Annotated in this window: 17 protein-coding genes and 1 tRNA gene; 11 read left to right on the top strand and 7 right to left on the bottom strand. The window is 55.9% G+C overall.

Translation table 11 applies throughout. The features are described 5' to 3' along the window. Positions 1–228: 228 nt before the first annotated feature. The 6 genes from AC2D8V_RS06675 to AC2D8V_RS06650 all read right to left on the bottom strand — a co-directional run bounded on the left by AC2D8V_RS06675 (position 229) and on the right by AC2D8V_RS06650 (position 5,111). The gene (locus tag AC2D8V_RS06675) at positions 229–486 is read right to left on the bottom strand and encodes a hypothetical protein (RefSeq protein WP_484732757.1); all 258 of its coding nucleotides are present in this window, start codon (positions 484–486) and stop codon (positions 229–231) included. 38 nt (positions 487–524) lie between these two features. Beyond that, positions 525–938 carry a hypothetical protein gene (locus AC2D8V_RS06670; RefSeq protein WP_484732756.1) on the bottom strand — a complete coding sequence of 138 codons (414 nt, stop codon included), beginning with the start codon at positions 936–938 and terminating at the stop codon, positions 525–527. Beyond that, positions 935–2,461: a zinc-dependent metalloprotease gene (locus AC2D8V_RS06665; RefSeq protein WP_484732755.1), complete on the bottom strand. Its 1,527-nt coding sequence runs from the start codon at positions 2,459–2,461 to the stop codon at positions 935–937. Before AC2D8V_RS06665 ends, AC2D8V_RS06670 begins: the two co-directional genes overlap by 4 nt. Then, positions 2,462–3,379, bottom strand: a complete 918-nt coding sequence (locus AC2D8V_RS06660; protein ID WP_484732754.1) for a DUF5117 domain-containing protein — start codon at positions 3,377–3,379, stop codon at positions 2,462–2,464. It lies immediately after the preceding gene. Between the two features lie 221 nt (positions 3,380–3,600). Beyond that, positions 3,601–4,638: a hypothetical protein gene (locus AC2D8V_RS06655; RefSeq protein WP_484732753.1), complete on the bottom strand. Its 1,038-nt coding sequence runs from the start codon at positions 4,636–4,638 to the stop codon at positions 3,601–3,603. 383 nt (positions 4,639–5,021) lie between these two features. Further along, positions 5,022–5,111: transfer RNA gene (locus AC2D8V_RS06650), tRNA-Ser, on the bottom strand. 181 nt (positions 5,112–5,292) lie between these two features. On the opposite strand from AC2D8V_RS06650, the gene AC2D8V_RS06645 reads away from it, so the two are divergent. The 10 genes from AC2D8V_RS06645 to AC2D8V_RS06600 all read left to right on the top strand — a co-directional run bounded on the left by AC2D8V_RS06645 (position 5,293) and on the right by AC2D8V_RS06600 (position 13,226). Further along, positions 5,293–6,096 carry a DUF2059 domain-containing protein gene (locus AC2D8V_RS06645; RefSeq protein ID WP_484733868.1) on the top strand — a complete coding sequence of 268 codons (804 nt, stop codon included), beginning with the start codon at positions 5,293–5,295 and terminating at the stop codon, positions 6,094–6,096. 1 nt (position 6,097) lies between these two features. Next, a complete protein-coding gene (locus AC2D8V_RS06640) occupies positions 6,098–6,907 on the top strand; it encodes a DUF2059 domain-containing protein (RefSeq protein WP_484732752.1) in 810 nt (269 codons plus the stop codon). A gap of 183 nt (positions 6,908–7,090) precedes the next feature. Beyond that, entirely contained in the window at positions 7,091–7,756 is a 666-nt protein-coding gene (locus AC2D8V_RS06635; RefSeq protein ID WP_484732751.1) for a 50S ribosomal protein L21, read from the top strand. 11 nt (positions 7,757–7,767) lie between these two features. Further along, positions 7,768–8,037, top strand: a complete 270-nt coding sequence (rpmA, locus tag AC2D8V_RS06630; protein WP_484732750.1) for a 50S ribosomal protein L27 — start codon at positions 7,768–7,770, stop codon at positions 8,035–8,037. A gap of 90 nt (positions 8,038–8,127) precedes the next feature. Next, a complete protein-coding gene (locus AC2D8V_RS06625; RefSeq protein ID WP_484732749.1) occupies positions 8,128–8,628 on the top strand; it encodes a GNAT family N-acetyltransferase in 501 nt (166 codons plus the stop codon). Beyond that, the gene (locus tag AC2D8V_RS06620; RefSeq protein WP_484732748.1) at positions 8,625–9,227 is read left to right on the top strand and encodes a LysE family translocator; all 603 of its coding nucleotides are present in this window, start codon (positions 8,625–8,627) and stop codon (positions 9,225–9,227) included. Before AC2D8V_RS06625 ends, AC2D8V_RS06620 begins: the two co-directional genes overlap by 4 nt. 8 nt (positions 9,228–9,235) lie before the next feature. Further along, entirely contained in the window at positions 9,236–9,766 is a 531-nt protein-coding gene (locus tag AC2D8V_RS06615; RefSeq protein ID WP_484732747.1) for a GNAT family N-acetyltransferase, read from the top strand. Between the two features lie 34 nt (positions 9,767–9,800). Next, on the top strand, positions 9,801–10,835 hold the full coding sequence (gene obgE / locus AC2D8V_RS06610; RefSeq protein ID WP_484732746.1) for a GTPase ObgE: 1,035 nt from the start codon (positions 9,801–9,803) through the stop codon (positions 10,833–10,835). After that, positions 10,823–11,929, top strand: coding sequence for a glutamate 5-kinase (proB, locus tag AC2D8V_RS06605; protein ID WP_484732745.1), 1,107 nt, complete (start codon positions 10,823–10,825; stop codon positions 11,927–11,929). The genes obgE and proB overlap by 13 nt, the downstream gene beginning before the upstream one ends. A gap of 40 nt (positions 11,930–11,969) precedes the next feature. After that, positions 11,970–13,226 carry a glutamate-5-semialdehyde dehydrogenase gene (locus tag AC2D8V_RS06600; protein ID WP_484733867.1) on the top strand — a complete coding sequence of 419 codons (1,257 nt, stop codon included), beginning with the start codon at positions 11,970–11,972 and terminating at the stop codon, positions 13,224–13,226. A gap of 6 nt (positions 13,227–13,232) precedes the next feature. Here AC2D8V_RS06600 and AC2D8V_RS06595 read toward each other — a convergent pair whose 3' ends face one another. Further along, a complete protein-coding gene (locus AC2D8V_RS06595) occupies positions 13,233–13,829 on the bottom strand; it encodes a histidine phosphotransferase family protein (protein ID WP_484732744.1) in 597 nt (198 codons plus the stop codon). Between the two features lie 28 nt (positions 13,830–13,857). Between AC2D8V_RS06595 and AC2D8V_RS06590 the strand changes: the two genes are divergently transcribed. Then, on the top strand, positions 13,858–14,040 hold the full coding sequence (locus AC2D8V_RS06590; protein WP_484732743.1) for a DUF3553 domain-containing protein: 183 nt from the start codon (positions 13,858–13,860) through the stop codon (positions 14,038–14,040). Positions 14,041–14,094: the final 54 nt, after the last annotated feature.

The following is a 14,094-nucleotide window of genomic DNA, read 5'->3' as shown; positions in this document are numbered from 1 at the left end:
GCAGTCGTTATTGCATGCCGAAGCGAATGACCGCGTTGACCCTGAAATTGTTATCGCATCATAGTTCGTATGTCCTCGTCTCACTCTCAAGCAAGCCAACGCATTCAAGTAAGAACTGCCGCAAACGTCTGTCCGGACTATTTGACCACGCGTGACCAATACGGATTGAGTAGGATGGGCGCGGATGCAAAATGTGAGTTCCGCATCCGCGATAATCGCTGGCTCGCCTCAATTAAAAGGTTCGTATCCCATAACCTCACCATCCACGTATTCGCATTGTCCCGCGGCGCGCAAATTCGGGTCAGTCCAATCCACCACCCAGTACACCTTTTGAACACCTTCACCCGCGTTGGCCGGCCAAACCGAAATTGCCGCATTCGGTAACTCCGCATAGTCGGGAACAGCCCATACGTAGTCATGGCAGGCTTTGAGCGCGTTTGTGGTTTCACGATCGAATGCCACCGCAGCGGATGCCGTAACGGTCAAGAGGCAACCCGCGGTCAGAACTTTTTTGCTATAAGTAATCATTGCTGCAACGTACTCCAATCAACGCCTTCGAGGCCTGAGGTATCAATATCTTTAAGCGCGTCTCTGGCATCCACACCGTCAGCGCCATGCTTGCTTGACATTCCAGCCGCGATGCCTGCACCGATGGCGCTTGCCATGCGTTCATTTTTTATCTCGGTATCGCGGCAACTGAGAAAGCCGTAATCCCAGCCGGTCTTGTAATCTCCACCGGCTGCATATGCGGTCTCATTCCGTGCTTGTTGCTGAAAGCTGTCGCCACCCGCCCGCTTCCCACTGGGGCAGCCATCATGGTATCCGGCTACGTAATTCGCGGAGTAGCCGTGTTTTAGCAGTGTGTCCTCACTGGATTGCTGTGAAGTACATCCTGCCAGTGCTATTCCAGCAACTGTTATTAAACTGGCACGTATCATTCCGTTTCCTCTGTTGGTGTTTCTGTTTCGTCGACGTCTATGCCGATCATGCGTTCGATATCCTTGAGCAGCCTTGTGGCGATGCCATCTTCTTCGGGTGACAACACTGCAGCAAGGCGTTGGAGTTCAACAGTTGCCGCGTCAGCAACTCCTGTATCGGATAGACCTGCCTTGCTCATTTCGACAAAACCACGTGGAAAGCCCAGCAACGCCAGCGCTTCGTTAGAGGGATCGCCCTGATACTGCGGCAGTTCCCCTAAAAGCTGCACATAGCGAAGCAGAGCTGCGTGTTTTGCCGGTGTCATATCCTCTATCGGGACGCTGTCCTTCAATATTGCGTCAGTTGTTGTCGCCAGCAGTTCCGCAACGCCAAACTCCCGTTCCGGCTCAAGCGTATTCTGCGTGTAAACACCGCGTAAAAGCACTGGGTCCAGCAGGCTTTCAATAATTTGCCTTGCCTTGCCAGTGACGGTTTCAAGCCCGCCAATGGGTCTGATCTCTGCAATAATTTGGGGGGACGCAAAAAAGTCGAGATCTGCAATGGCTTCAGATGCCAGATACGTCACAGCGGCTTTTTGCTCTGCCACACTAACAAATGCAGCGGGTCTGCCGTCGTTCGCAGTCGACGTGTAGCCGCCCACCATCTGGGTAACGCCATCCATGAACCCCATGAAACGGCCAAGCGCTTGATCGTAGACGCGTGACATTTCGCTTTGTTGTGTCGGTGACGCGGGAATAACGGTTGGCAGGCTCGTGATAGAGGACTGGATCGCATCGACACCTGCGCGCGTCGCTTCGATACGGTCAGCGCCGATGTTTTCAGTCAGAATCGTAGGATCAAACCGCCCGAATATCTCTTCGGGCTTTTCGCCTGCACCCCAAGCGAGTTCCTGGCTGCTGGTTGATTTGGCAGCCAGCGTATCAAGTTCTTCTGCGCTTAGGTTCGGTGCATAACCCCAGGCAATAGCGTGCGTATCGTAAGCGCTAATAAGCGGGAAAAACTGCTCGATACCGTCCTCTGGCCGGGCCACGTAGTTAAAGCGCCCATATGCCATGATCGAAGCCGTTGAGCCTTTTTCAGCCACAAAATTCGGATCGCGCAACTGATCGATGCTCCACGCCGTCGACGCTTGGTGATTATGGCGTAGACCAAGTGTGTGACCAACTTCGTGGCTGACCGCATATCGCAAGATACGCCCCTGAAGCTCTTGCGGCAGTGGCAATGAACCGGCGCGCGGATCAACGCGGGACATCAACAAAAAATAGTAATCGGAAAACAGGTTGATGGCGTCGGGCCAGACCAGAATATGCGCCGAAATGATCTCTCCGGTGCGGGGGTCATGCACATTGGGGCCCAGCGCGTTGGCCACGGGTTGTGCGATCCAGCGCACCACATTGTGACGCGCATCATTAACCGACCAGTCTGGGTCTTCCTCAGGTGTGGGTGCTTCCTTTGCGATAATTGCGTTTGTGAAGCCGGCCGCTTCAAAGGCCGGTTGCCAGTCTTCAATGGCGGCGCGCACTTAGGAGCGCCAGCGTTCGGGGATTTCGGGCGACAGATAGTAGATCAGGGGCTCGACCGGATCAGAGGGCAGGGGCGCGTCCGGATCGGCATGTACCAGACGGTGCCGTAGGGAAAGCTGCGTTTGTTCAGCAACCGCACCACCTGCGGTTTCAAACTCCAGAACTTCTGTCGAAAAGTATCCGACGCGCGGGTCAAATGGCCGAACTTCCATTGGCTCTTCGGGGAGCAGAGCAATCGTATGCGCCACTTCTATGGAAACAGCGCGGTCCTGACCTGTTTGGTCCTGAGCCAGGAATGTCAGATGAGACTTGAGGAAAATGTTCTCGGGAAACGCGCTGGCCTGCGAAATGTAGGATCGCTTGGGGTCAACGCCGATAGGCCTGAGCCCGGTAGTTGCGATTTGTCCCTTGGCTGAAATGTCTGGAATGTCGGAGGAGAAAATTGCGGTTGCGTCGACCAGCATATTCCCGTCTTCGTCCTCTGCCATAATATCCATTGACAACAGGATGGGTCCGATTTGTGCATTTGCGATGGCAATGTCGATGGGCCGTACCTTAAGGCCGGAACCAGGTATTGCCCGTCGCTCTGTCGTGCGAACTGATCCGGACGACAATGAGCGCACCATCAACCGGCTGTCCTGCCTCTCCAGTTTTATCGCATGGGTGGCAATCTCCGTGCCCAATAACGCAATCGCATCTGCGGGATACCTTGCCACTTCAGCGCTCCAGAAGAGGGTTCTGTCCAAAGCTGATTGCGGGATTGAAAAGTAATGCGACCCATCATTTTCATAAATGGTTATAGCGCCTTCGCGGATGTCGGCACCTTCAACAAGGCTTGCGAAATCCGGCTCATCTTGCGCGAAAGCAGCTGCAGCCAAAAACTGCACTGAAACGGTAATGAGGGTGATAAGTCTCATGACTATGTCTCCAGTACTGGTTACCGCGCTACTGTTTCAAAAGGTTAAGGCAAAGAGGTCTTAGGACAAGCCAGAATACAAGCAATCCCAGAAAACTTTCCGAATGGCGCCTCTAAGCAGATTTAAAACGCAGGGAATATTTCGTCGAAATGTTTTTGAATTGGTGGCACTCTTTCGACCCGAAAAATCACCCGAAAAACGGTTTTCAGAACGTAAATCCACTACTTGTCATGTTTGCTGAGGGCAGTGCGAAGAGCCGTTGCCATGTCCTGCGGGTTTTCCTCAATACGCGGCACTAAGACATTCCGAACGACTGTATTTAACGCTTTGTCAGCTGCAGCCGCGGCAGGGTCTTCGTGATCGACGGCAGTTTCCAAAACTTCGACGGCCTCTAGTACGGCTTCGGGGACATTGCCCACACCTTGAAGAAGTGCGCTGATCCCGAGATGCTCGACCTGATTGGCGTTCGAACTGCTCCCGACGAACTTTGGGTCAAACCCCTCAACGCCCCAGACCTGGCTAGGGGTCTGGCCGGTGCCGGTCGCGTATTGATGAATGTGTGGCACGCTGAAGTGCCCGACGAACCCATGGCTCCACAACGGTCTATGGGTGATCGGATTATATCGGCTGGTGCCTGACAACAGCGCTTGCCAGATCAGCAACGTTGCCTCGCCGTCTGTCTTGGCATGGGCTTCTCGTTCGGCTCGTGCGTCTTCTGGCAATGCGCGCACATAGCCACCGGCCAAGGGAAGCAGCGCGAGCGCTCCTTCCAATGCATTTGGGCGCGTATTGAGAAATGCCGCGTATGCGTCTGACAGAAGGTCTACATGAATGCGCCCTTCTTCAGATGCAAGCGCTGTAGTGAGAGAATACACCGTCCATCCGGCATCAAGGAGAGCGGGAGTGCTGACATCCCACAAAGTAGGTGGCAAAGGTTGACCGCGGTCCGTGCTGCGTGTTGTCAGAACCTCAATTGCATCAGCGTAGGCATATAAAACGGCGGCGTTCGTCTCTCCGTTTTCGAGCCGGGCCATGTGATCGTCGATGCCCAAGTCGCTCAAGGCGCCGATTGGATGCAAGCCCGCGTCTGACAAGCGTTGCCGCACCGCTGCCAAGTCTGGATTCTCCGCATCAATTCGCGCGGTATTTAACGGGGCTTGCATCGGCTCTATCGACAAAATATCGCGGCCCAAGAACCAGATTGCCAGACAAATCCCAATAAAGACAATGGATAAGAGGCCGATTTTAAAGTGTTTCATTGGGTTTTCCTCTCATCCCGTATGCCGCAAATATGCCAAATACATTTGTTAATGCATTGGCTGCAGGAAACCTGGCTCGCAACCAAGAAGTATCGCTGTTTTGCGAAAGGGCTACTGGCACCGCGCATTCCAAACTTTTCTCAAAGGCCTGTGAATAACCGACGAAATATGACCTCCTGCGATTACAGCAAGCTCTCAGCCTATGCCTATCTCTGTTTCGACCGCGCAAAAATCGAATAATTTACACACCTATATTCGATGGCCGCAAGTTGTGTGAGCGCCCGTTTGGCATCCTGCCCAATCCAGAATGGCGATCTGTATGTTAAGAGAGAGAGGAAATGGTTTCCATCAGGCAATTATGCAAATCAGCTAATGAAAGAGTGTGGCGGAGAGACAGGGATTCGAACCCTGGGTAGGCTTGCACCCACAACGGTTTTCGAGACCGCCCCGTTCGACCACTCCGGCACCTCTCCGCGGGGGTCTCGGCTGGCGTGTAGTCATGTTTTCACAAGCTGACAAGAGGCGAATTGCACGCATCTGCACCGTCACGGGGAATTTCATTGCCCCTAAATGCATTTGGCCTAAGCTGGTACTGGGGAACAAAAACAGGAGATGGCAATGGGTTTGACGCTTCGAGCCACCGCAATAGCGATGATGATGTTGGTGACGACTCTGGCCGTGCCCGCTGTGGCACAGGTGCAAGACCGCGACCGCCTTGAGGCGTTTCTGGAGGCAACAGGGTTTGATGTTGCCCTTGAAAGCATCCGGCTCTCGGCAAGTTCGGCACCGGGCATGATCGGATTGGAGGCGGACGACTTTGGCGCACAGTGGACAACGCTGGTTGACGAAGTTTTCGTGACCGAAGAGATGCATGACATGGCCATCTCGATTCTTGAGCAGACACTGACAGACGAGTTGTTAACGCACGCTGTCGATTTTTATACGTCCGATCTGGGCGCGCGTCTGGTCGAAGTGGAAAACCGATCTCATATGGACGAAGATGATGACCTCAAGCGTGAAAGCGGTGAGGCAATCGTCGCGGGGCTTGTCCAGATCGGCTCCGGCAGAGTTGAGGAACTCAAACGCCTCAATGCTGCAACCGGCTCCGAAGACGCCTCGATTCATGCCATTCAGGAAGTGCAAGTTCGGTTTCTGATGGCTGCGGCGAATGCGGGCGTGATTGAATTGCGCATGGACGAAGAGGATCTGCGCGAAAGCCTCAAGGCGCAGGAAGGCGAAATGCGTCGGCGCATGCAACTGTCTGGTCTAGCGTCGTCAGCTTATACCTATCAGGCGTTTTCAGACGACGAGGTGACCGCCTATGCCGATGCGTTGGAGCATCCGGATATGCAAAAAGTCTACGCGCTTATGAATGCGGTGCAATTCGAGATTATGGCCGACAGGTACGAGGAAATGGCAATTCAAATGCGTAACCTGCAACCTAGCCAGGAGCTTTGAGATGCGCGCTGTCTGCGCTGCCATACTGATTTCTACCCTGGCTTTGCCTGCTTGGGCCAATGCGCGGGTGACCCTGCTGCTGGATGCGCTGCAGATGCGCGAAGTGCTGTCCATCCTTCGGGATGAGGGATTGGTATATGGCGCGGACCTTGACCAAGACATGCTGGATGGTCGGGGTGGTCCGTTTTGGTCGGCGCAGCTGGACCGGATATATGATGTGCAGCAGATGGAAGAAACCCTGCGCCGCGCTTTCGAAACGGGTATGACCGAAGACGAAATCTCGGCAGCGTTGGCGTTCTTCACAACCGAAACCGGCGCGCAGATTATAGCGCTGGAAAACAGCGCTCGGCGCGCGATCTCCGACCCCGTCATCGAATCCGAAGCGATGGATGCTTATGCGCGTCTCGCCGCCGAAGACACAGCTTTGGTACAGCAAGTGCACAGGTATATCGCCGTGAATGATCTGCTGGAGTGGAATGTTTCGGGGGCGATGTCTGCCAGCTATCAGTTTTACAAAGGGTTGTCGGATGGCGGGTATCATCGCCGGTCCGAGGCCGACATCCTCGACGAGGTATGGCGGCAACAGGATGACATCAGGTCCGACACTGAAAACTGGCTTGGCGCGTATCTCACGATGGCCTACCAGCCGCTACGCACCGAAGCCATGGATGAATACATCGCCTACGCGGAAAGCCCTGAAGGGCAGGCGCTGAACGCCGCACTCTTTGACGGCTTTGACGTGCTGTATCGGGATATCTCTTACGCATTGGGACGCGGCATTTCACTTCTGTCTGACGGTGACGAAATCTGATACCGATCCGCTTGACAAGTGTGCGGCAATGGTGCAATTGGCAGCCTCACGAGCGGGGTCCGATTTGTCGGGCCCGTTTTATTTGATGATCATTCCAAACGGAATGCGCTGTTCGAGGTGGCCTTCAGGCCAAAACGCCCGGGTAACGGGGACCACAGGACGCGGTAGAGAAAAGGAAATACCATGTTTGCAGTCCTCAAGACTGGCGGCAAGCAGTACAAGGTTCAGGCGGGCGACACGCTCCGCGTTGAAAAACTCGCAGCTGCAGCCGGTGAAACGGTCCAATTCAACGAAATTCTGATGCTGGGTGGCGACAACGTTGTTGTTGGTGCGCCTCTGGTCAAAGACGCTGGCGTTCAAGCCGAGGTTGTCGACCAGATCAAAGGCGAAAAGACCATCAACTTCGTCAAGCGCCGTCGTAAGCATTCATCGAAACGCACCAAGGGTCACCGTCAAAAACTGACGCTGGTGAAAGTTACCGATATTCTGGCGTCCGGTGCTGACAAGTCCGGTGTAAAAGCTGCTATTGGAGCGGGCTCTGTATCTGCGGCCGCAGTCGAAGCTGTTGCCCCAAAGAAAGCGGCGCCGAAGAAAGCCGAGAAAAAGGCTGAAGCGCCCAAAGCCAAAGCCACCCCGAAAGCGGACGCAGGCGCGGATGACCTGAAAAAGCTCAGCGGCGTTGGCCCTGCGCTTGAGAAGAAACTGCATGAGGCTGGCGTGACCACCTTTGCGCAAATCGCAGCATGGACCGAAGAGGACGTTGCTGCTATGGACGAGAAACTGTCGTTCAAGGGCCGGATCGAGCGTGAAGGCTGGATCGCACAGGCTAAAGAACTCAGCGAAGGCTAAGGAGAGACCAAATGGCACATAAAAAAGCAGGCGGTTCATCCCGTAACGGTCGCGACTCTGCTGGTCGCCGCCTTGGTGTGAAGCTCTACGGCGGTCAGAAAGCGATCCCCGGCAACATCATCGTGCGTCAGCGCGGCACCAAGTTCTGGCCAGGTGAAGGCGTCGGCATGGGCAAGGATCACACGATCTTTGCAACTGTTGATGGCGCTGTGACCTTCCACAAGGGTCTCAAAAACCGCACATTTATTTCGGTCCTGCCGGTGGCGGAGGCCGCTGAATAAGCCCTTCCTCAAGGACACGACACATTCAGGGGGATCGGCGACACCGCCGGTCCCCTTTCTCTTTCCCGGGCGCAAAAGGGCCCTTCGATCATGCAAAGCTGCATCCAGACCAATCGCCTTGTTCTGCGCCCTCATCGGGCGTCGGATGCCGATGCTTTGGTGCACCTGATTGGAAATGAGAACGTATCTCGTTGGCTGCCGCGTGTCCCGCACCCATACACTCACGACGATGCCCGGACGTTCATGGCACGTGAACGGCGTGAAGCCGAGGCGCTGGCAATCACTCTTGATGATCAGTTGATTGGTGGCTGTGGTATAGACGAAGAGCTTGGGTATTGGCTGGGAGAGCCATTTTGGGGCAATGGCTATGCTACCGAAGCGGCAACAGCCCTTATCGCGAGATACTTTGCCGGCACAGAAAAAGATCTGAACTCTGGTCATCGTGTGGGCAATGATGCCTCCCGTCGCGTTCTGGCCCGGCTTGGTTTTCATGATACCGAGCGGCGCTGGCATTTCAGCGAAACGGAGCAAGTCGAAGTAGAAGTGCAGCACATGGCGCTTTCCGCGGGCCAGTGGAAAGATGCGGCATGAGTGTTGCAGTCGCCAGCTTTGCGGTTTTTGCCGCCAGTCAGGTCGGTACGCCGGGGCCTGCCAATATGGCTTTGATGGCAACCGGTGCGCGCTTTGGTTTTCGTGCAGCGTTACCTTTTGTGGCTGGCGTTTGCCTTGGCAAACAGCTGGTCATCTGGCCTGTCGGTTTTGGCCTGATGGAACTGGCTGACCGCGCTCCTTGGGTATTCGAGGCACTGAAATACGCATCGGCCGCTTATATCATTTGGCTGGCTTGGAAAGTGGCGAACATGCGTTTGGGCGCGCGCCGCGAAACCGGCGCCGCGCCGGGGTTCGCCGCAGGCCTGATCGTGCATCCGCTCAATCCCAAGGCCTGGGCAATGATCGTCGGCGGTTTTACCGCTTTTGTCGCGCCGGGCACGCCATCACTTGAGGCGACGCTTAGCATTGCCGCTATTCTTTTGATTTGTCAGGCTCTGTTGCACCCGCTGTGGACACTGGCTGGCGATGCAATTGCGCGCACGGTCGCGGGGACGCCCTTTGAGCCATATCTGATGTGGAGCCTTGCGGGACTGACCGTGGCTTCTGTGTTGTTCGTTTTGTTCGGAGGAGGGACATAAACGTGGAAATGGAAAAAATACCTGTTCAGGCGGTGATCGAAACAGATCGAGTTGATCTGCGCCCGCTGCGCCGCTCCGATATGGGTTTGATCGAGCTTTATGGTGGTGATGCGCGCGTCGCTCGCATGACGACAACCATCCCTCATCCGCTGCCCCCCGGCACGACAGAGGCCTTCGTATCGCGCGCCATGGCGGATGCGCGCGAAGAAGATGTCTGGGCTATGGACGGTACTAAAACCGGCGCGTCCGAGTTGATGGGGCTGATTTCGCTGCAGCGCATGGACCGTGAGCAAAGCGAGGTAGGTTACTGGGTTGCCCCGCCTTATTGGAACACTGGCCTCGCCTCTGATGCGGTACAGGCGTTGATTAACGCCAATCCATTAAATAACAAGACGATGTTTGCATCGGTATTTCAGGACAATCCAGCCTCTGCGCGGGTGTTGACCCATTGCGGGTTTGAATATCTGGGAGACGCGGAAAGTTTCTCTGTGGCGCGTGATACATCTGTGCCCACTTGGACATATACCCGCAAATTGTAAGTGAGAGGCCGCCATGTGCGGGCAAGGATAAGACATGAAATTTCTTGATCTGTGCAAAGTCTACATCAGGTCCGGCGCAGGGGGCGGGGGCTGTGTCAGCTTCCGACGTGAGAAATATATCGAATTTGGTGGTCCTGATGGCGGTGATGGCGGCACAGGCGGTTCTGTTTGGGCCGAAGCTGTCGATGGGCTGAACACGCTGATCGATTTCCGGTACCAGCAGCACTTTTTTGCAAAGAACGGCCAGCCTGGAATGGGTCGCCAGCGCACAGGTAAAGACGGCGACGACATCGTTTTACGCGTTCCGGCAGGCACAGAAATTCTTGACGAGGATCAGGAAACTGTCATTGCCGATTTGGTGAACGTCGGTGACCGGGTGCAACTGGCACGGGGCGGAAATGGCGGTTTTGGTAATCTGCACTTCAAATCATCTACCAATCAGGCTCCGCGCCGGGCCAATCCCGGACAAGACGGCGTAGAGCGTACGCTTTGGTTGCGTTTGAAACTGATCGCGGATGTGGGCCTGCTTGGTCTGCCGAACGCAGGCAAGTCTACTTTTCTGGCTGCGACCTCAAACGCTCGTCCGAAGATCGCTGATTATCCGTTCACCACCCTGCATCCCAATCTTGGGGTGGTCGGGGTAGATAATACCGAGTTCGTGGTGGCCGACATACCCGGCCTTATCGAAGGCGCATCAGAGGGCAGGGGGCTTGGGGATTTGTTTCTGGGCCATGTAGAGCGCTGCGCCGTGCTGTTGCATCTGGTCGATGGAACTTCTGAAACGATTGCCGAGGATTACCTCACCATCATCGCAGAACTCGAGGCCTATGGCGGTGATCTGGCAGAAAAGCCGCGCGTCACGGTTCTGAACAAGATCGACGCGCTGGACGACGAAGCGCGTGCACAGGCGGTTCAGACGCTGGAACAAGCCAGCGGTACAAGCGTCATGCAGATGTCCGGCGTGTCGCGTGATGGCGTGACCGATGTGCTTCGGGCGCTGCGCAACCAGATAGACGAAGACCGTTTGCGCCATCGCCCGCAAGAGGACGCAGAGCCATGGCGTCCCTGATCACTGCGCGCCGGATTGTTGTAAAGATTGGATCGGCGCTTTTGGTTGACCGGGGCACAGGTGCCTTGCGTCGTGACTGGCTCGGATCGCTTTGCGACGATGTTGCTTGGCTGAAAAAACAGGGGATCGACGTGGTGCTCGTGTCATCGGGCTCGATTGCTCTGGGGCGCGGGGTGCTGCGTCTGCCTGATGCCGATCTCGCGCTTGAGCAGTCGCAAGCTGCGGCAGCGGTTGGGCAGATCAGACTTGCGCGCGCCTACGAAGAAGCGCTGACGCCACACGAGATCACCACGGCTCAGGTATTGGTGACGCTGGATGACAGTGCCAATCGCCGGCGTTACCTGAATAGTCGGGCCACGCTGGAACAATTGCTGAGCTTGGGTGTCGTACCCATCGTTAATGAAAATGATACCGTAGCCACAGATGAGATCCGCTTTGGCGACAACGACCGTCTGGCAGCGCAGATTGCGGTCACGGTCGGAGCCGATCAGCTGGTTCTGTTGTCGGACGTCGATGGGTTTTACACGGCCAACCCGGCGCAGGATACCACTGCAACCCGGTTTGAGGTCATCGACCAGATTACACCGGACATTGAAGCAATGGCCGGTGATGCAGGCTCCGGCCTGTCCAAAGGCGGGATGAAAACGAAATTGATGGCGGCCAAGACGGCGACTGCCGCAGGGTGCGCCATGGCGATTACCGAAGGATCTGTCGCCAACCCTTTGAATGCACTGGAAAACGGGGCAAAAGCGACTTGGTTTACGGCGCTGACCGATCCACAGGCCGCGCGTAAGCGTTGGATTGCGGCGATGAAACCAAAGGGTAGTGTGACACTGGATGCCGGTGCGATCTCGGCGCTTGAAAGCGGCAAGAGCTTGCTGCCTGCGGGGGTGTCTGCGGTTCAAGGCATCTTTCAGCGCGGTGATGCAGTAGCTATAACGGACCGGACTGGCCATGTGATCGGGCAGGGACTGGTGCGCTACACGGCAGACGAATGCCGCCTGATCATGGGGTGTAAATCGCAGGACATCGAAGCGTTGCTGGGGTACCCAGCCCGTGCCGCGATGATCCACCGTGACGACATGGCACTGTGAACAGCGCCGGATAAAACAGGGGGCGATGGCCGTGAAAGACATGGATAATATTCCGCAACTGATGGCAGATATGGGCGCGCGGGCAAAGGCCGCTGCTGCCGTACTGGGTCATGCGAGCGCAGAGAGAAAACATGCAGCGCTGATTTCTGCAGCGGAACACATCTGGGCCCGGCGTGCTGATCTGATTGCGGCGAACGAAAAAGACCTCGCATATGGTCGCGACAAAGGGCTAAGCGATGCGATGATGGACCGGCTGCGGCTGGACGAGGACCGCCTGCGCGGCATCATTGACGGCCTACGCTCCGTCGCTGAACAGGCTGATCCCGTGGGCGAGGTCATGGCCGAGTGGCAGCAGCCTTCCGGCTTGCACATCCAGCGCGTCCGTACACCTCTGGGTGTGGTCGGGGTCATCTACGAAAGCCGTCCCAATGTGACGGTGGACGCGGGTGCGCTCTGTCTCAAAGCCGGCAACGCGGTTATTCTGCGCGGAGGATCTGAAAGCTTTCACTCCAGCCAAGCGCTGCACGGTTGCCTGGTTCAGGGGCTGCGCGACGCGGGGCTTCCAGAGGACGCGATCCAGCTGGTACCAACCCGAGACCGGGCAGCAGTAAGTGAAATGCTGACAATGACCGACACTATTGACGTGATCGTGCCGCGCGGTGGCAAAGGCCTCGTGGGGCTTGTGCAACGCGAAGCGCGCGTGCCGGTCTTTGCGCATCTGGAGGGTATCGTGCACATTTATATCGACGCGGCTGCTGATCCTGAAAAAACACTGAAGGTCGTTCTGAATGCCAAAACGCGTCGTACGGGTATCTGTGGCGCTGCCGAATGTCTGTTGATTCACAAAGATGTGGCAGACACCGTCGGACAGGGCGTTGTGCGCGCTTTGATGGACGCGGGCGTTGACGTGCGCGGGGATGCAACGCTTACTGCGATCGCGGGCGTTTCACCTGCCAGTGATGAGGATTGGGGAAAAGAATACCTCGACATGATCATTGCCGCGCGCACTGTCGACAGCATTGATGCGGCGATTGCACATATCTCTCAGTTCGGTTCGAACCACACGGACTGTATCCTGACCGAGGACATGGCTGCGGCAAAACGGTTCATGACAGAGCTGGATTCAGCGATCATCATGCATAATGCCTCAACGCAATTTGCAGATGGTGGCGAGTTCGGAATGGGCGCGGAGATCGGGATTGCGACGGGGAAAATGCACGCACGCGGACCTGTCGGCGCAACCCAGCTTACAAGCTTTAAATATCTGGTCAGCGGTGATGGCACCGTGCGCGGTTGACGGCGCTCAAAACCGTAGTTTCAGTTGCGTGCCACTGATTTCAGTTGTCACGCGGCGACCCAAGTCGGCCGCGATAAGAGGCAGCAAGGCAAATTGAACTTGTGCAGGTCGTAAATCTTGTGGCGCCTCGGCGGTCGCCAGAATGTGCCAGAGCGCCTCGTCGATGTTGAGCTTTTCTGCATGTCCATGCAGCAACCAGCGGTCATCGTCCTGACTGATTTCCACGCGGCCGCCATAGGGCATGGCATTTTCCATACACAGCAAAGCGAGGAAGGCCATTCTCACCATTTTGCGCTCTTGTGCGTTCATCGGGCCCCAAGCCACGTCCAGACGTGCGCCGTCCATCAGGTCTTTCAGAATGGCAACAACTTCAACGCGGCCCATTTCCTGCTCGCCTGCGGCGCCAAAGGCAATCCGGAAAAAGCGGATGCGCGCGCTGGCATTCCCGACGCTTTCCTGAATAAGATCCATCTCCGGTCCCGGCGCGCCGCCGGACATGTCCAATAGCTCAAGGCCATTGTTGATCGCGCCAATTGGCGATATCAAATCATGACAGATGCGGCTGCCAATCAGGGCCGCAAGAGTTGCGTTGCTCTGTCCCATCTATCGTCTCCTGCGCAGAAAGGGTGTCATGACTGATCCAAACGCCATTTTTTCGCCAGGCATGCTGGTGCGGCATCCTGATCGACCGGAATGGGGGACCGGACAGGTGCAATCCAATATCGGTGGGCGTATTACCGTGAATTTTCGCGACCAAGGTAAAGTAGTCATAGATAGCGCCCGTGTTGCCCTGTTCCCTGTCTTTGATGAATGAATGAACATCCTTTCCAAATGGTTAACGTACACGCCGTGATTGTAAACCTTACGT

Source organism: Roseobacter sp. YIN89 (assembly GCF_057219365.1).
Note: the sequence above shows the minus strand (reverse complement) of the source record. Positions and strands in the feature narration are given on the sequence as shown.